Genomic DNA, 19553 nt, shown 5'->3' on the forward strand with positions numbered 1-19553 from the left:
TACCAAACTGCGGTCTGGAGCGATCAGATCTGCGATTGGGAGATCAACGGTGAGAAGCCCTTGGAGCCTATGACGGAATGCTACGAAACCGCGACATGGAACGAAGTTACCTGCGAATGGGATATTGAGGGCGTACAACCGGAGATGCCAATGACGCAATGTCAAGAAACAGCTGTCTGGAATGAACTGACGTGTACCTGGGACATTATTGAAAACAATAATGACTGTGGTACTGGAACCATCGACCAATGTGAGACGGCATTCGCTAGATCTGTGGACGAAAATGTCAGGTCATGTTTCATAGATATACCTAATGTCTCTGGTAACCGATGGGGGTGGACAAATGAATTCCCGTCTACCAATGGAACGTATAACATGGATTTATATGCGGCCGCAGGTCAGTGTACTATTTCTAATGGTGCCCTAGTAGGAAATGTGGAGGTCATTTATACCGATGGTGCTGTAGAAGTAACCGTTTCTACCTTAAGTGGGTATAAAATGACGGTTGCCCAATTATATGTTGGCACTGAAATTTTACCAACGGATAATAATGGTAGGTTCACCACTGCCCCAGGTCAGTATCCTTATAGCGATACGGTCGAAGGGGACTTTAATACATTTACGTTCGAAAGTGTAAATGTTGGCAATCCGGGCAACTTCTATGTAGTGCTCCATGCCGATGTTTGTCCGAATGTGACAGTACCTAGTAAAACGGCATCGGTCAAACTAGAGCTGACGGCTTATCCTGTACCATTTAAGGATTATATAAATCTTAAAATAGAGTCTCCATTAAATATGAATGGCACACTATCATTGTATAATGGTATAGGGCAACAACTTCAGGATTTTGGAACATACACCTTAAAGCAAGGGGATAATGATATTAATTTGAATACGGGAGAAATACCTATAGGTTTGTACTTTATCCGAATGACCTCTGTGTATGGCACCGAAACTTTAAAAATTATAAGGAAATAATAGAAGTAAATATGGTTCCGATAATTTGAAACACATTGGAACCCTATTACAATCGAGAATTGTATAATTTAAAATGTGCATTGATTGCATAGAAAAAGCCACTCATTTGAGTGGCTTTTTTAATTATATCACATCTTTATTCAAATTTAATAACCATGATGTGCCAATTGCACATGGTATTGCCGCAACGGAAATAGCCTTTGACCAATTCACAAGCTCCTTGGTAGTAGCAACACTTGGTGAGTTGAATTCCTTATTGACATCAAGTTCGATTACGCTAAAATTACAGTTATGGCCTAATCCTTCTGTTAAAATGCTTAATTTACAATTGTCGAAAACAGATAAAGTAGATAGCTATTCCATTCATGATATGATCGGTAAATTGATTCGCACTATAAAAGCAAATTATAGCTTAAGACAGCAATTGAATATTGAGGATTTGCAAACAGGGGTCTATATGATTCGAGCTAATGGATCCGATATGGGTAGTGTTACCCTGAAGTTCATTAAAAAGAATTGAGATATTTAGTATAAGTTACAAACCCCTTGGCGCTACTTGTCAAGGGGTTTTATTTTCTTCTAAATAGGATAGATTTATAATTGAACGAAAAAAAAGGAGACCAATTCTGGTCTCCTTTTTTTATATCCTAAAAACATATGTAGTTACTCTTCCATAGAATGATAAACATTCTGAACATCATCATCTTCTTCTAACTTTTCTAGAAGTTTTTCTACATCAGCAGCTTCTTCTTCAGATAATGCTTTGGTGACTTGTGGAATTCGTTCAAAACCTGAGGAAAGTATTTCAAGTCCTCTATTTTCTAATTCTTTTTGTATGGCTCCAAAACTTTCGAATGGGCCGTATATTAAAATACCATCATCATCTACGAAAACTTCTTCTGCACCAAAATCAATCAGTTCTAATTCTAATTCTTCAGGATCTAAACCTTCTGCAGGAATTCTAAAATTACAGGTATGGTCGAACATGAATTCTACTGAACCCGATGTGCCTAAGTTACCATTGCATTTATTAAAATAACTTCTAACATTGGCTACTGTTCTTGTATTATTGTCGGTTGCGGTTTCAACTAGAACGGCAATACCGTGGGGTGCATACCCTTCAAAAAGTACTTCTTTATAATCTCCAAGGCTTTTATCACTTGCTCTTTTAATAGCACGTTCAACATTGTCTTTAGGCATGTTGACCGACTTGGCATTTTGTATAACCGCTCTAAGGCGTGAATTGGAATCTGGATCTGGTCCGCCTTCCTTTACTGCCATTACAATATCTTTGCCGATACGTGTAAAGGCCTTGGACATTGCTGACCATCTTTTCATTTTACGTGCTTTCCTAAATTCAAAAGCTCTTCCCATGGTAAATTATTTTAAACAAATGTACAAAAACAAGAGATGTTCAGAAATCATTTAAATTACTTCACTGAACACACATATCTTATGATTTGACTTGGTTGTTATTATTCGCTTTCTACTATATCTTCAATTATTCGTGCAAGTACAAAATCTTTCTCGGTAACCCCATTTGCATCATGGGTGCTTAAACGAATATTTAAGGTTTTATATACATTGCTCCAATCAGGGTGGTGATTTTGAGCTTCGCATTCAAAAGCGATGCGTGTCATAACAGAAAAAGCTTCTTTAAAATCTTTAAACTCGAAAGTGGTCTCGATAGCTCCATCCACATATTCCCATCCGTCTAATTGACCAAGATAATCTGCTATTTGTTGATCAGTAAATTTTTCTATTTCTTTCATAATAATTGCTAATTAAGGACATGATGATCAATAATATCCTGATATGTATATTGTAAATTTTTTGGTAATTTATTGGTTTTGGGCAGTACTGCCAAATAACGATCTTCATTGGTAGTATATACCCTTTTCAATATTGGATTGAAATTACCTACCCGTTCTAAAACTTCCTTTATAAAATCTTCATGATGGGTGAGGTCATTACTCCCCAAATGATAAATACCTGTTTTATTTCTATTTATAAGATAATGAATTTGCTGCGTTATCTTGTCATCATTTGTAACGTTTAAAATTAAATTTGGAAATACTTCAACAGGTTCATTTTCGATGATAGCTTTTTTCATATTCCGTATTCTTGGAGAACTATTTCCAAATACCATAGGAACTCTTAAGATAGCCATTTTCTCTTTTGGTAATCTCAAAAGCATATTTTCAATTCTAATTTTTAGTCGGCCATATATACTTTCTGATAACGTTTTATCCATCTCATAAGATGGATATTTGCTATAGGCATCGAAAACATTCGCCGATGAAATAAAATAGATTTTGCAATCTTGTTTTATAACATATTCCATAATATGCTCGTGAGCTATTATAAGAGCGGCAAAATTACCTCTTAAAGCGGAAATTATCACTTGCGGTTTCACTGATTCTAAAACCTCAACGATATCATCTTCTTCTAAATTATAATGCACAAATTGTTTATTAGAAGAGAATGAATTTGCTGCGTGACAATAGGTGCCATAGGTGTCAAAATAATTACAAAGCTCTTTATAAATAGCATTGCCAATGAAGCCGCTACCACCGAGGATCAATATTTTATTATTATCCAAACTCAAAAAATAGAAAGTTCAGTTTCTGTTGTCAATCTTTCTAAGGCGAGCATTCCCAATTTTGAATTGCCTTTTTTATTAAGACCTGGTGACCATGTGGCAACACAAAATTTATTAGGCAACAATGCAACAATGCCACCGCCAACTCCACTTTTACCAGGTAAGCCTACTTCGAAAGCAAACTCACCAGATTCGTCGTAAAAACCACAAGTAAGCATTAATGCATTGATACGTTTTACTTGGCCCATAGTAAGAAATGTATTGCCTCTTCTGCAATTACCCCGATTTATAAACATAAAAAAAGTGTTTGCCAATTGTTCACAACTCATAGATAATGAGCATTGGTGAAAATAAAAATCTAAAACTATATCTACATCATTTTTTAAATTACCATATGATTTTAAAAGATTGGCAGCGGCGTAATTTCGAAAGCCTGTTCGTCTTTCAGATTGGGCCACGTCTTCATCATAATCAATAGAATCATCATTTGCAATATTTCTAACAAAAGCTAAAAATTCTTTCTTCGGGTCTGCTAATTGTGATACCAAAATATCAGCTACAACAATTGCTCCTGGATTAATTAATGGATTTCTCGGAATACCATTCTCTAGCTCCAATAGTGATAAATGATTGAATGGGTCACCAGATGGTTCAACATCTATTCGCTCCCATATATTTTCTCCAATTAGCCCAAGCGCCATTGAAAGCGTCAAAACTTTTGATATACTCTGAATTGAAAAACGTTCAGCACCTTTGCCTGCAGAAAAGTGATGTTGTCCGATATCTATCAAATGGATACCGAACTTTTGCATATCTATTTTCGCTAATTCTGGAATATAGTTAGCTATGGTACCCCTTTCTACAGCGTTATTGGAAGTTTCATTGATGGTATCAAGAACACGTTGAAAGTCTTTCATTAATTTTTATAAAATGGTAATTTAACTACTGTAGCCGGTATTACATTCTTGCGAATTTGAATTTGAATTTTACTTCCGATTTCAGAAAAAATTGGAGGTACGTAGCCCAGACCAATACCAGTTCCCATAGATGGAGACATAGTACCCGAAGTGACAATGCCTATGGTTTTACCATTTCCATCAACTATATCATAACCATGTCTAGGAATGCCTCGTTCATCTAACTCAAAGGCTACCAATTTACGTTCTGGTCCATGTTTTTTTTCCTTTTCGAGTGCCTCAGAATTGACGAAATCTTTGGTAAATTTCGTTATCCACCCTAATCCTGCTTCAATAGGTGAAGTTGTATCATCTATATCATTCCCATAAAGGCAATATCCCATTTCTAGACGTAATGTATCTCTTGCTGCCAATCCGATTGGTTTTATTCCAAAATCTGCTCCGGCTTCAAATACCTTGTCCCAAATTTGTTTTACATCTTCATTCTTGCAATAAATTTCAAATCCGCCAGAACCCGTATATCCTGTTGCAGAAATAATAACATGTTCAATGCCGGCAAAATCTGCTACTTCGAAATGATAGAATTTTATAGCTGATAAATCGATAGAGGTCAACGGTTGCATAGCTTCAACCGCTTTAGGGCCTTGAATAGCTAATAGGGAATAACCTTCGGATATATTTTTCATATCCGCTTTAAACTCATTATTATAGCTTGAAATGTGAGCCCAATCTTTATCAATATTAGAGGCGTTCACAACCAATAGGTATTGCTCTTCTTTGATGCGATAAACAATTAGATCATCAACTATACCACCTGTCTCATTTGGTAAACAACTATACTGTGCTCTACCAATGGTCAATTTAGATGCATCGTTAGAAGTTACTTTTTGGATCAAGCTTAATGCATTTGGACCAGAAATTAAAAATTCTCCCATGTGAGATACATCAAATACACCAACACCTTTGCGTACCGTTTCATGTTCAGCATTCACACCTTCGTACGAAACAGGCATATTATATCCAGCAAATGGCACCATTTTGGCACCAAGCGATTCATGTGTTTTGGTAAGCGCAGTATTTTTCATCTTCTTTTATTTATCGGCGATACAAATTTATCGAAAATAAATAGAAGCAATTCTGATAGAACAGCTATTTAGGAAAATATTGTAAACTATATCCCCTAATCAAGAAGTCATAAGAAATTCTTTGAGATTCTCGTAGGTAGAAATCTTAGATGATACTTTGGTTTTGCCCATCACCTTTTGTATTTGTGAAGGAATTTCTAGTTTTTCGGACAATGTTTCTTCCACAATATCCAAGAATTTTACGGGGTGGGCCGTTTCTAAGAATATACCATATGTATTTGGATGTAGTTTTTGATATTTTTTAAGTCCGAGATAACCTACTGCACCATGTGGGTCAGCGATATATCCATTGATATTATAAATTTCCTTTAACGCTTCTTTTGTTTGTTCATCATTAAAAGAGTAGGACGAAAGATTTTTTTTCAATGCTTCGAAATCATCTTGAAACAAATGACGAATACGAATGAAGTTACTTGGGTCACCAACATCCATTGCATTAGAAATAGTCGCTGTAGATGGTTTTGGGGCATACTCTTTTGTCGACATGAATTGTGGTACCGTGTCGTTTACATTTGTAGCCGCAATAAAATGGTTCACCGGCATACCTAAACGTTGCGCAACCAAACCTGCACATATATTCCCGAAATTACCAGAAGGCACAGAAAAAATAATTTCTTTTCCTTTAGATTTTGCTTGTTTATAGGCGAAAAGGAAGTAAAAAAGCTGAGGTAACCACCTTGCTACGTTAATTGAGTTGGCCGATGTTAATTTCATGTGTGTCAACAAATCTTTATCCAAGAAGGCATTTTTAACCATGGCCTGACAATCATCAAAGGTACCGTCGACCTCTAGAGCTGTTATGTTTTGACCTAGTGTTGTAAGTTGGCGTTCTTGTATATCACTAACTTTTCCACTCGGATAAAGAATCACAACTTTAACACCTTCAACACCAAGAAAGCCATTTGCAACAGCGCCACCAGTATCACCAGAAGTAGCAACTAATACGGTAACTTCTTGTTTATTGGACCTTGAAAAATAACCTAAACATTGTGCCATAAATCGGGCGCCTACATCTTTAAAAGCCATTGTAGGACCATGAAAAAGTTCTAATGTGCCAATTGAAGGGGTTATTTCTACAATCGGAAATTCAAAATCCAACACCTCTTTCAAAATATCTTTTAAGACATTATCGGGTAAAGTTCCTTCTACGAATTGTCGAATTGCCGTAAATGCGATTTCTTCGTTGGATTTCTTCTCAATTTCCTCAAAAAAAGAAATGGGTAACGGTTTAATTTCTTCTGGAAAATACAATCCTTTGTCAGGCGCAATTCCATTAATTACAGCCTTATCAAAAGAAACTTCGGGTGCTTTATTATTTAAACTATAGAATTTCAAGTCGAATGTATTTATCTGTTGTTATTGTGATATTTCAAAAATTATAAAGGTTTTACGCCTTCCATATTAATCTTGGAAATATGTATTTCGTAAGCAATGCCAATTTTTTCGTAGACCGATTTCATCACTTTCCTAACCTTTAAGGCAGTTTCTTCCCCTTTGCTGAAAGCAAAAATTGATGGTCCTGACCCTGAAATACCCGACCCTAAAGCACCTGCTTCTAAGGATACTTTTTTAACTTCATCAAAACCGGGTATCAAAATGGAGCGAATTGGTTCTACGATATGGTCTTCTAATGAACGGCCGATCAATTCGTAATCTTCTTTAAACAAACCAGCTACAAGTCCGCCAACATTTCCCCATTGTTTTATTCCTGTTTCCATTGAAATGGTAGTCTTTAATATTTTTCGAGAATCGGAAGTTTTTATTTCAATCTGTGGATGTATAATAGTAACATACAACTCAGATGGTGCTGGTATGGTTACAATATCCAATGGATTATAACTACGTACAAGAGTGAAGCCACCGAATAGGGCAGGGGCTACATTATCGGCATGGGCAACATCACTGGCCAGTCGTTCGCCTTCCATAGCAAATTTCACTAATTCAGTTTTGCTGAATGGATTACCTAAAAGATAGTTCATCGCCCAAACAGCACCGGCAGAACTAGCTGCACTACTACCAATACCGCTACCAGGCTTTATTTTTTTATTGATTTCAATTTCAAAACCGCCATCGTAATCAGCAGCCAATAGAAATGCATTACCAGCAACACCTGCTACATTGTTCAAGGTTTCTTTGGGTAAATTTTGTCCTGAAATTTTGGTGATTTGAATTCCTTTTTGTGGAATTTTTCTAACAATCATTTCATCACCGACTGAATCTAAGGCAACACCAAGAACATCAAAACCACATGATATATTTGCTACGGTTGCAGGGCAAAAAACCTTTATTTCGTTTTGGTTCATTTTAAAAAATGTTTTTTTTATTTTAAAAGTTACCTATTCTTATAATATCTGCGAATATTCCGGAAGCTGTGACAGCAGATCCTGCACCAGCACCTTTGATGATTAAAGGTTGTTGTGGGTACCTTTTTGTATAAAAAAGAACAATGTTATCACTGCCTTCAAGGTTGTAAAAGTCATGCCCTTTTGGTATTTCTTGTAAACCTACGCTTGCCTTACCTTCATCGAATTGCGCTACATATTTTAATTTGCTATTTGCCTTTTTAGCACTTGAAAATAAAGATTGAAAATGGGATTCATTTTTTATCAAAGAGGCGAAAAAATCTTCATTATTGTTAGTATTTAAACTCTCTTCAGGTAGAAATGGATTATTTTTAATGTCGCTTATTTCCAATTGATCACCGCTTTCCCTTGCTAAAATCAATATTTTCCGCATTACATCAACACCACTTAAATCTATTTTAGGGTCTGGTTCGGTATAGCCTTCTTCTTGAGCCTGTTTTACAACATCATGAAAGGTGGTGTTCTCATTAAAATTATTAAAAACAAAATTTAAGCTACCAGATAGCACCGCCTGAATCTTTAGAATCTTATCACCAGATGCTATTAAATGTTTTAAAGTATCAATAATAGGCAAGCCAGCTCCCACATTAGTTTCAAATAAAAATGGTGCATTATAGGATCTTGCCAATGATTTTAGGTTTGAATAATTTTCATATGCCGAGGAGCAAGCAATCTTATTACAAGTAACAACTGATATGCTATTGCCTAAATACTCACTATATGTATTAGAAACTTCTTCACTGGCAGTATTATCTACAAAAATGCTATTTCTAAAATTTAAAGTATTGACCAATTCTAAAAATTTAGCTTTATCTGCTTTCCCTCCTTGAGCTAATTTCGATTGCCAATCATTTAGATCTATTCCTTTCTCATCAAAAACCATTGTACGAGAATTCGACATACCAATAACTCTAATGTTTAATTTTAAATTCTCTTTTAAGAATTTACGTTGCTCTCTTATCTGTTCTAAAAATTTTGCACCAACATTACCAACACCCATTACAAATAGGTTTAGTTGCTTTATGTTTTCCTCGAAGAATTCTTCATGTAATGCATTCAAGGCTTTTTTTACATCTTTTTCGTCGATGATACAAGAAATATTTCTTTCTGAAGCTCCCTGTGCAATTACTCGAATATTCACATTGTTTTTTCCAAGGGTACTGAACATTTTACCACTTAAACCTTGGTGACTCTTCATATTGTCACCAACTAATGCTACAATAGCCAGATCCTTTTCAGGAATGACTTGTTTAATACGTCCCCTTTCAATTTCATACTCAAAAGCTTCGTTAACAATACTTACCGCTTTAACAACATCATCAGCAGAAATACCTACGCAAATAGAATGTTCAGAAGAAGCTTGAGTAATAAGTACAACACTAATATCTGCTTGCGATAACACTTCGAAAAAACGTTTTGATATGCCAGGTATACCTACCATACCAGGGCCTTCTAGTGATAACAAGGCAATATTACCTATATGGCTTATACCTCTTACGGTTTTACCTTTTTCGTTTTTAGATTTAGTGATTAATGTTCCTGCTTCATCAGGACTAAATGTATTCTTTATTACTATCGAAATTCCTTTTGATAATACTGGTTGAATGGTGGGAGGATAAAGCACTTTTGCTCCAAAATGAGACAATTCCATAGCTTCCTCATATGATATATGGGGTATTGCTTTGGCTTGTTTTACCATTTTCGGATTGGCAGTATACATGCCGCTCACATCTGTCCAAATTTCTAAAATTTCAGCATCGATGGCAGCGGCGTAAATCGCTGCAGTATAATCTGAACCTCCTCTGCCTAAAGTAGTAGAAACACCTTCTTCTGATGTAGCTATAAAACCAGGGCAAACGATAATTTTCTTGTGTGATGAATTAAAATAGGTTGCACAATTGGCATTGGTTTTGGTGAAATTCACCACATTCTTACCGTTTAATTTGTGCGTGATAATAAGGTCTCTACTATCTTTAAATTGAGCATCTAGATTTTCTGTAATTAGGTATTCACTGATAATATAAGATGAAAATAATTCTCCATAACTAACAATTTTATCAGAAAGTTTAGGGGTTATTTCACCAATGAAGTAAGCTCCTTCTAATAATGTTTCTAAAACATTGAACTCACTTTTTACTTTGCTAAGCACCTTGCTTTGTGCTGTAACAGGTAGTAATTCTTTAATTGTTGCAAGATGTCTTTCCTCGATAGATGTAAGTACATTTTTATAAGATTGCTCTTGTGAAGAGGCCATTGTGCCAGCCTTCAACAATAAATCAGTTACTCCACCAAGAGCAGAGACCACCAATACTATTTGGTCTTGATAGGAAGAAATTATATTTTTAATCTTAACTATATTTTCAGGTTTGGCTACAGATGAACCACCAAATTTTAGAACTTTCATGTTATTGTAATATTGACTTTTAATTTAAGAAATGGTGTAATTAAACACAGAGACGGAGAAATATCGTTATGACCCCCAAGGGGTGAACCATGTGAATGTAGTACCATTAAATTTGGTAAGTGATGTGATATCGAAATTTATGCCTGTCTTATCGCAGTCCATAATACTAATGGTTGAGCGCCAAAAGTAGTACATTTGATATCCCTATCAAATGATTCCACAATTTTTTGTGGAATCGTTAATTTTTAGCAGTAAAATAAATTAAGAATGAAATTATATAGCGCAAAACAGATTTATAAAGCAGATCAGATTTCTATTAAAAAAGAAGAAATAACTAGTGATGAATTAATGGAACGAGCTGCGTTACAGTTATTTAATTGGATTCATTTGCGAATGCAAGGTGCTCCTGTAAAAATTCATTTATTCTGTGGTATAGGAAACAATGGGGGTGATGGAATAGCACTAGCTCGTCATCTATTGGATCATGGTTATAATATATCAGTTTATGTTATTAATTATAGTGAAAAACGCTCTAAAGATTTTTTAATTAATCTCGAAAGATTAAAAACAAGAAAATGTTGGCCAAGTTTCATCAGCTCTGATGATGAGCTTCCTGAAATAGGAAAGGATGACATTATTGTTGATGGTATTTTTGGAATAGGATTGAATAGAACGCCAGATGATTGGGTTGCTAAAATTATTCAGCATTTAAATAAGTCAGAGGCTTTTATTTTATCTATTGATATTCCGTCAGGTTTATTTACCGACCAAGGGCCAGAAAATTTGGAAGCTATTATAAAATCCAATTTTGTGCTAAGTTTTCAAACCCCGAAATTGGTTTTCTTTTTACCTCAAACAGGGTCGTTTATAGAGCAATGGGAAGTATTGGACATTGGTTTAGATCCTGAATACTTAATGGCTACTGAAACTGACTATGAGTTAATCGGAAATAATGAAGCATTGAGTGTTTATAAACCCCGTGAAAAGTATGCTCACAAAGGTACTTACGGGCATACTCTAATAATTGGAGGTAGTTATGGTAAAATGGGTGCTGTTTGTTTGGCAGCAAATGCAGCACTACATGCAGGTAGCGGATTGGTGACTGCCTATGTGCCGAAAATAGGGTATTCTATTCTGCAGACTTCTTTGCCAGAAGTTATGGTATTAACAGATTCTAATGAAGATTTACTTGAAAACATAGAATTTGATTTTGAGCCTACCGTTGTCGGAATAGGAGTTGGGATGGGTACGAATAATAAAACAGTTACTGGTTTTACTGAATTTTTAAATAAGAATAAAAAGCCATTGGTACTTGATGCCGATGCTCTAAATATTCTTTCGAAAAACAAATCGTTGTTAAAGAAGCTTCCTGAAAATACCATTTTAACCCCTCACCCCAAAGAGTTGGAAAGATTGATAGGAACTTGGAAAGATGATTTTGAAAAGTTGGATAAGGTTAAGAAATTCACCAAGAAGTTTAAGTGTATCGTAGTAATAAAGGGAGCACATACTATAGTCGTGCAGATTGATAAAGGCTACGTGAATACCACAGGAAATCCAGGTATGGCAACCGCTGGCAGTGGAGATGTGTTGACTGGAATAATAACTGGATTGCGAGCTCAAGGATACACGGCATTGGATGCTGCTATATTTGGAGTTTACCTACATGGTAAAGCTGGCGATATAGCTGTAGAAAGTACTGGCTACCAATCTTTAGTGGCGTCTAGCCTTATAGAAAGTATAGGAAGTGCTTATCTCGATTTATTTAAAATACCTGAACACCCTGTAGTGGAAGAATCGAAAGGACAATAATATATTTCAATTCTTTCTAAAATTGTAAAAAATATTAAGAATTAACTCTCCTCTTCACCCACTTGAGAGCATTGTCATATTCTATAAAAAACTTCATTGGCTTTTTATAAAACATTTTTTCGATCTTAAAGTTATGCATGTCTATTTCTTTAACCGAAACGATAGCAAATGCTTTTAGGTTATCTAGTTGTTTTAGATAATTATAGATGGTTGGGTCAATTGCGAATGAATTCTTACGAAGACTTATGAATCCGAAATTTTTATCCCTAAAATGAATTTCTGATATTCCAATTATTTGATATGCTCTTTCAAGGGTTAGAGTAGCTCCTTCATCAAAGATGGATACCATGTAATTTTCAAATACTTGAATTTTTCCTACTTCTAACTCGTACTCCCGTACGATTACCTTCTTCTTTTTGGAGGATTCAATTTTCATTCTGCTCTTATTAATATAGTGTGTCTGAAGCGAAAGTAAATTGAACTTTAATTTTCGAATAAATTATTAGTTTAAACGCGTAAATATCGTTCGTACTGCGTATGGCTGGTGTTGCCTGTATTTGATTTCTTACAATTAAAAAGTCATTGTACGAAAAAAGGAGCCCGACTTAGAACTCCTTTTTAATATAAATTATATTCTGAATGTATCTATGTTTTAGGTTTTTCTTCTTCAGCTTTTTCAATTTTAATAGTCAATTCTTCATTCTTTTCGTCAAGATCGATAAATATAGTATCTCCTTCCTTAAGTTTCGAATTCACAATTTCTTCTGCTAAAGCATCTTCAATATACTTCTGTATTGCCCTTTTAAGAGGCCTAGCACCATATTGCTTATCGAAACCTTTCTCCGCGATATAATCTTTTGCGCTGTCTGAAAGATTTAAATGATAACCTATATCTTTAATTCTTTTAAACAGTTTAGCAAGTTCAATATCGATAATTTGGTGAATATGCTCTCTTTCTAAAGCATTAAAAACAATTACGTCATCAATTCTATTCAAAAATTCAGGAGCGAATGCTTTTTTAAGCGCATTTTCAATAACTCCTTTTTGATGTGAATCTTCTTGAGATTTTTTAGCCGCTGTACCAAAACCAACACCTTGACCAAAGTCTTTTAATTGTCTAGCACCAATATTTGATGTCATTATGATAATCGTATTTCTAAAATCGATTTTACGACCAAGACTATCAGTTAAGTAGCCATCATCTAATACTTGTAAAAGCATATTGAACACATCTGGATGCGCTTTTTCGACTTCATCTAATAAGATTACAGAATAAGGCTTTCTTCTTACTTTTTCAGTCAATTGACCACCTTCTTCGTAACCTACGTATCCTGGAGGTGCTCCAACCAATCTTGATATGGCAAATTTCTCCATATACTCACTCATATCGATGCGTATAAGTGCATCTTCTGAATCAAAAAGTTCTTTAGCCAAAACTTTGGCTAACTGAGTTTTACCAACTCCCGTTTGTCCTAAAAATATAAATGAACCGATAGGCTTATTAGGATCTTTAAGTCCAGCTCTATTTCGTTGAATAGCTTTAGACACTTTTGCAACAGCTTCGTCTTGACCTATAACGTTAGACTTAATTAGGTCTGGTAGGCCAGCTAATTTGTTACTTTCTGTTTGAGCAATTCTGTTAACCGGTATGCCACTCATCATGGAAACAACATCGGCAACATTATCCTCACTTACTGTTTCTTTATTCAGTTTGCTGTCATCTTCCCAACGCTCTTGAGCGATGGCTAATTCTTTTTCAAGGCTTTTTTCATCGTCACGTAATTTTGCAGCCTCTTCATACTTTTGTTTTTTGACTACACTATTTTTTAGCTCACGTACATCTTCCAATTTCTTTTCCAATTCAAGAATTTGTTTTGGAACGTCCATATTTACAATGTGTACACGTGATCCTGCCTCATCAAGGGCATCTATAGCCTTGTCAGGTAAAAAGCGATCTGTCATGTATCTATTTGTCAACTTGACACATGCTTCAATTGCTTCATCAGTATAAGTTACATTATGATGGTCTTCGTATTTACCTTTAATATTGTGTAATATCTCAATTGTTTCATCAACGGTAGTCGGTTCAACAATTACTTTTTGAAAACGTCTTTCTAATGCACCATCTTTTTCGATATACTGTCTATACTCGTCTAAGGTAGTTGCACCGATACATTGAATTTCACCTCTTGCCAATGCGGGTTTGAACATGTTCGAAGCATCTAAACTTCCTGTCGCACCACCTGCACCAACTATGGTATGAATTTCATCAATGAACAATATAACATCGTCATTTTTTTCAAGTTCATTCATAACAGCTTTCATGCGTTCTTCAAACTGGCCACGATACTTAGTACCCGCAACTAAAGACGCTAAATCAAGAGTTACAACTCTTTTGTTATAAAGAATTCTTGAAACTTTTTTATTGATTATTCGTAATGCAAGCCCTTCAGCAATAGCACTTTTACCAACTCCGGGTTCACCTATCAATAACGGGTTGTTCTTTTTTCTACGACTAAGAATCTGAGAAACTCGCTCAATCTCTTTCTCGCGACCAACAACAGGATCTAATTTATTTTCTTCTGCCATTTGGGTAAGATCTCTTCCGAAATTATCCAGTACAGGAGTTTTAGATTTCTTGGTTCCTTTTTGGCCTGAAGTAGCGCCAAAAGTACTTTCTTTACCTTCGGATGTTTCATCAGAATCACTTGGAAAAGATTCGGCCGTTGGGCCATCTACCATATCGTCGTCACTTGTTATCATGAATTTGAACTGTTCCTTAACGCCATCATAATCTACTTTTAACTTATGTAAAAGTTTTGTAGTAGGGTCGTTTTCGTTTCTTAAAATACAAAGTAAAAGGTGAGCTGTATTTATCGAAGAACTCTGAAAAAGTTTGGCTTCTAAAAAGGTTGTTTTTAGTGCGCGTTCAGCTTGTCTTGTTAAATGTAAGTTCTTTTTGTCCTTTTGAACACCGTTAGCGTTTGGATTCGAAGGGCTAAGAATTTCAACCTTTCTACGTAAATGATCCAAATCAACTTCTAAAGCATCTAAAATGCTAATAGCCTTCCCGTTTCCATCTCTAAGGAGCCCTAACATTAGGTGCTCAGTACCGATAAAATCGTGACCAAGTCGCAATGCTTCCTCCTTGCTATAAGCAATCACATCCTTTACTCTTGGGGAAAAATTATCATCCATATACTATATTATCTACTATAAAATTACTAAATCTCATTCAATCAATGGCAAATACCGTACCTATAATCGTTAAAGTTATTGTAAAACTCGCAAAATGTGCATCTCTGTGCCTGAAAATGAACGCATATCTTTAAAATTAACATCTTAAAAGCAACTGTTAATAAATTTTCATATTATTAAATCCACTTATTCTTGAAACGCCTAGGATTTAAGTATATTGGCATGCTTTTTTACTAATTAAAAAACAGAAGATTTTAAATGGCTGACGGTGAAAAATTGATACCAATTAATATTGAAGATGAAATGAAATCTGCTTACATCGATTATTCGATGTCGGTCATTGTGTCACGAGCTCTGCCAGATGTCAGGGACGGATTAAAACCAGTGCACAGGAGGGTTTTGTTTGGAATGCATGAATTAGGGGTTAGAAGTAATAGCTCACATAAAAAATCTGCCCGTATTGTCGGGGAGGTACTAGGAAAGTATCACCCACACGGTGATACCTCAGTATATGATGCAATGGTTCGTATGGCTCAAGAATGGAGCCTTCGTTATATGCTTGTAGACGGTCAAGGTAACTTTGGGTCTATAGATGGTGATAGTCCTGCAGCGATGCGTTATACGGAAGCCCGTATGCGTAAGATTGCGGATGATATGCTTATCGATATAGAAAAGGAGACAGTGGATTATCAATTGAATTTTGATGATTCGTTGAAAGAACCTACCGTACTTCCTACTAGGGTGCCTAACCTTTTGGTTAATGGCGCATCTGGTATCGCAGTAGGTATGGCTACCAATATGCCTCCGCATAATCTTGCAGAAGTTATCGACGGTACGGTTGCATATATCGATAACAATGACATTGAAATTGATGAGTTGATAACTCATATAAAAGCTCCTGATTTTCCAACAGGTGGTATTATTTACGGGTATGATGGCGTAAAAGAAGCTTTTCATACAGGTCGAGGTCGTGTAATGATGCGTGCCAAGGCAACTTTTGAAGAGGTTCAAGGTAGAGAATGCATAATCGTTCATGAAATTCCTTACCAAGTGAATAAGGCGGACATGATTAAGAAAACTGCCGATCTTGTCAATGATAAGAAAATTGAAGGTATTTCTAATATTAGGGACGAGTCTGACCGTAATGGTATGCGAATCGTTTACATCTTAAAAAGAGATGCAATACCAAATATCGTATTAAACATGTTGTATAAGTATACAGCATTACAGACATCTTTTAGCGTAAATAACATTGCTCTTGTTAACGGAAGGCCGCGATTGTTGAACGTAAAGGAAATGATTCATTATTTCGTAGAGCATCGCCATGAGGTGGTGGTTAGACGAACGCAGTTTGAATTGAAAAAAGCAGAAGATCGCGCTCATATTTTAGAAGGTTTGATTATCGCTTCAGATAATATTGATGAGGTTATAGCAATAATCAGAGCTTCAAGCAATGCGGATGAAGCTCGAGCAAACTTAATTGAGCGCTTTAAGCTAAGCGAGATTCAGGCGAAGGCAATTGTAGAGATGCGATTACGTCAGCTTACCGGTCTAGAGCAAGATAAGCTTAGAACCGAATATGATGAGATAATGCTTCTGATTACAGATTTGAAGGATATTCTTGATAAAAAGGAACGTAGAATGCAAATCATTAAAGATGAGTTGCAAGAGATAAAGGATAAGTATGGCGATGAGAGAAGGTCTGTAATTAATTTTGCAGGTGGAGACCTTAGTATGGAGGATATGATACCTGATGAACAAGTAGTTATAACTATTTCTCACGCAGGTTATATCAAAAGAACACCGTTGACGGAATACAAAACTCAGAATAGGGGCGGAGTAGGTCAAAAAGCTTCATCAACAAGAAATGAAGATTTTCTAGAGCATCTATTTGTGGGGACCAACCATCAGTACATGTTATTCTTTACTCAAAAAGGAAAATGTTTCTGGATGCGAGTTTTTGAAATTCCAGAAGGAAGTAGAACATCAAAAGGTAGAGCTATTCAGAATCTGATTAATATTGAGCAAGACGATTGTGTAAAAGCATTTATCTGTACTCAAGATTTAAAGGATGAAGAATATGTAAATGGTCACTATGTGATTATGGCGACCAAAAAGGGTGTTGTTAAAAAGACCTCTTTAGAGCAATATTCTAGACCGCGTCAAAATGGTATCAACGCTATTACCGTTCGTGATGGTGATGAGTTGTTAGAAGCCAAATTGACAACAGGAACAAGTGAGATATTCTTAGGTCTTAAATCTGGTAAGGCAATACGCTTTGAAGAAAGTAAAACTAGACCAATGGGTCGTAATGCATCTGGGGTTCGAGGTATTACTTTAGCTAATGAAGAGGATGAGGTGATTGGTATGGTCTCGGTTCATAACTTTGAAGATGAGATTCTGGTGGTTTCCGAGAAGGGTTATGGTAAGCGTTCAAGTATAGAAGATTACAGAGTTACCAATAGAGGTGGTAAAGGTGTTAAGACAATCAGTGTTACCGAAAAGACAGGTGGGTTGGTTGCTATTAAAAACGTAACCGATTCTGATGATCTAATGATTATCAATAAATCTGGAATTGCAATTCGTATGAGCGTAGAAGATTTACGTGTAATGGGTAGAGCAACTCAAGGTGTTAGATTGATTAATATTAAAGGTAATGATTCCATTGCCGCTGTTGCCAAGGTAATGAAAGATGAGGATGATTTAGAGGAATCGGAAATACTTGATATTGAAGTAGATACGGAAAACGGCACGGAGATTGATATTGATGAAACAGATGATTCAAAAGAATAAACATCTAAACTTTAAACACTAATAATTAATATATTAAAAATGAAAAATAGGTTTTTACTTGTCGCGGCATTGACATTTACAATGGTCGGTTTTGCACAAAAGAATGAGATAAAAGATGCTGAAAAAGCATTGAAAGATGGAGATGCGGTAGCAGCTCAAACAGCTATCGAAGCCGCTTCTGGTACTATTGCATCTGCAGATGAAAAAACACAAGCGCAGTATTATTTTACAAAAGGTAAAATTTACAGTGATTTGGCTAAAAAAGGAAATAATGATGCTTTCGAGAAATCTGCAACATCCTTTAAGAAAGTTATTGAGATTGAAGAAAAATCAGGTAAGCAAAAATATACTGATGAAACCAATCAATATATGGCAGCTTTAACAGCCGATCTTGTTAATTCTGCGGTTAGTGATAATGGAAATCAAAAGTTTAAAGAAGCTGCTGAAAAACTTTATATGAGTTACACGCTTAGTCCTAAAGACACTTCTTATTTGTATTATGCAGCTGGTAGTGCTGTAAATGGCGGTCATTATGAAATGGCTTTAGATTACTATAATAAACTACAAGAAGTAGGGTATGATGGTGGAGGGATTGTATATAAGGCTACCAATGCAGCTTCGGGTGAAGTAGAGGAGATGGATAAACTTCAACGAGATCTTATGGTTAAATCTGGAGGTTATACAAATCCTATAGATGAGAAAACTCCATCTAAAAAATCAGAGATTGTAAAAAATACTGCATTAATCTATACTCAATTAGGTCAGGACGAGAAAGCTTTGGAAGCATATCAAGCAGCAAGAAAGAATGATCCAGAAGATGTAAATCTTATTCTTAACGAAGCTAACTTATATTTCAATCAAGGAAATAAGGATAAGTTTAAGGAATTAATGGCTGAAGCTATCGCATTGGCTCCTGATAACCCAGATCTTCACTACAATGTAGGTGTAATAAGCATGGAGCAAAATAATTATGAAGACGCTAGAGTTTCATACAAAAAAGCTATTGAGCTTGATCCAAAGTACACTAATGCTTACTTGAATCTTTCTACAACATATGTTAATGAAGGTAACGCATTGATTGATGAAATGAATTCTTTAGGTAATTCAAGAGCTGATATCGCAAAGTATGACGTACTTAAAGAGAAAAAGGATAGTTTGTTTAGACAAGGTGCAGATGTGTTGGAAGAAGCTTTAAAAACAAGTCCGGCTAATGAGAATATTATGACCCAGCTAAAGAATATTTATGGAGCAATGGGAGATAATGAAAACTTCATGAGATTGAAAAAGTTATTAGGAGAATAATTTTTTTCTAATCCATAATTTAAAAGGCCCTAATATTAG

General features: G+C 35.5%; 15 protein-coding genes. 5 read left to right on the forward strand and 10 right to left on the reverse strand.

The window, feature by feature from the left end; genetic code table 11:
• Both BMY56_RS00025 and BMY56_RS00030 read left to right on the forward strand, forming a co-directional pair.
• Positions 1-978 (forward strand): T9SS type A sorting domain-containing protein (locus tag BMY56_RS00025; protein ID WP_177170888.1); only part of this gene is annotated, 978 nt, incomplete at its 5' end.
• 106 nt (positions 979-1084) lie between these two features.
• Complete coding sequence (locus BMY56_RS00030; RefSeq protein ID WP_177170889.1) at positions 1085-1498, forward strand: T9SS type A sorting domain-containing protein; 414 nt, start codon at positions 1085-1087, stop codon at positions 1496-1498.
• 143 nt (positions 1499-1641) lie between these two features.
• On the opposite strand, the gene BMY56_RS00035 is transcribed toward BMY56_RS00030, so the two are convergent.
• The 8 genes from BMY56_RS00035 to thrA form a co-directional block, all read right to left on the reverse strand.
• Entirely contained in the window at positions 1642-2352 is a 711-nt protein-coding gene (locus BMY56_RS00035; RefSeq protein WP_091618511.1) for a YebC/PmpR family DNA-binding transcriptional regulator, read from the reverse strand.
• Positions 2353-2453: 101 nt separating this feature from the next.
• The gene (locus tag BMY56_RS00040; protein WP_091618513.1) at positions 2454-2750 is read right to left on the reverse strand and encodes a 4a-hydroxytetrahydrobiopterin dehydratase; all 297 of its coding nucleotides are present in this window, start codon (positions 2748-2750) and stop codon (positions 2454-2456) included.
• Positions 2751-2758: 8 nt separating this feature from the next.
• Positions 2759-3580, reverse strand: coding sequence for a sugar nucleotide-binding protein (locus BMY56_RS00045; protein ID WP_091618515.1), 822 nt, complete (start codon positions 3578-3580; stop codon positions 2759-2761).
• Positions 3581-3582: 2 nt separating this feature from the next.
• Positions 3583-4497, reverse strand: a complete 915-nt coding sequence (locus tag BMY56_RS00050) for a glutaminase (RefSeq protein ID WP_091618517.1) — start codon at positions 4495-4497, stop codon at positions 3583-3585.
• Positions 4497-5582, reverse strand: a complete 1086-nt coding sequence (gcvT, locus tag BMY56_RS00055) for a glycine cleavage system aminomethyltransferase GcvT (RefSeq protein ID WP_091618519.1) — start codon at positions 5580-5582, stop codon at positions 4497-4499. The genes BMY56_RS00050 and gcvT overlap by 1 nt, the downstream gene beginning before the upstream one ends.
• Before the next feature lie 99 nt (positions 5583-5681).
• Positions 5682-6977: a threonine synthase gene (thrC, locus tag BMY56_RS00060; RefSeq protein ID WP_091618521.1), complete on the reverse strand. Its 1296-nt coding sequence runs from the start codon at positions 6975-6977 to the stop codon at positions 5682-5684.
• A 41-nt stretch (positions 6978-7018) separates the two neighbouring features.
• Entirely contained in the window at positions 7019-7945 is a 927-nt protein-coding gene (locus tag BMY56_RS00065; protein WP_091618523.1) for a homoserine kinase, read from the reverse strand.
• Between the two features lie 22 nt (positions 7946-7967).
• Positions 7968-10409, reverse strand: a complete 2442-nt coding sequence (gene thrA, locus BMY56_RS00070; protein ID WP_091618525.1) for a bifunctional aspartate kinase/homoserine dehydrogenase I — start codon at positions 10407-10409, stop codon at positions 7968-7970.
• A gap of 267 nt (positions 10410-10676) precedes the next feature.
• On the opposite strand from thrA, the gene BMY56_RS00075 reads away from it, so the two are divergent.
• Positions 10677-12221 carry an NAD(P)H-hydrate dehydratase gene (locus BMY56_RS00075; RefSeq protein WP_091618527.1) on the forward strand — a complete coding sequence of 515 codons (1545 nt, stop codon included), beginning with the start codon at positions 10677-10679 and terminating at the stop codon, positions 12219-12221.
• Between the two features lie 34 nt (positions 12222-12255).
• Here BMY56_RS00075 and BMY56_RS00080 read toward each other — a convergent pair whose 3' ends face one another.
• Together BMY56_RS00080 and BMY56_RS00085 are read right to left on the reverse strand one after the other, a co-directional pair.
• Complete coding sequence (locus BMY56_RS00080) at positions 12256-12657, reverse strand: STAS/SEC14 domain-containing protein (RefSeq protein ID WP_091618529.1); 402 nt, start codon at positions 12655-12657, stop codon at positions 12256-12258.
• A 209-nt stretch (positions 12658-12866) separates the two neighbouring features.
• A complete protein-coding gene (locus tag BMY56_RS00085; protein ID WP_091618531.1) occupies positions 12867-15419 on the reverse strand; it encodes an ATP-dependent Clp protease ATP-binding subunit in 2553 nt (850 codons plus the stop codon).
• Between the two features lie 258 nt (positions 15420-15677).
• Between BMY56_RS00085 and gyrA the strand changes: the two genes are divergently transcribed.
• A complete protein-coding gene (gene gyrA, locus BMY56_RS00090) occupies positions 15678-18212 on the forward strand; it encodes a DNA gyrase subunit A (RefSeq protein WP_091618533.1) in 2535 nt (844 codons plus the stop codon).
• Between the two features lie 39 nt (positions 18213-18251).
• On the forward strand, positions 18252-19514 hold the full coding sequence (locus BMY56_RS00095) for a tetratricopeptide repeat protein (protein WP_091618535.1): 1263 nt from the start codon (positions 18252-18254) through the stop codon (positions 19512-19514).
• The last annotated feature ends 39 nt before the right edge of the window (positions 19515-19553 follow it).

This window comes from Maribacter orientalis (genome assembly GCF_900109345.1).
GTDB lineage: Bacteria > Bacteroidota > Bacteroidia > Flavobacteriales > Flavobacteriaceae > Maribacter > Maribacter orientalis.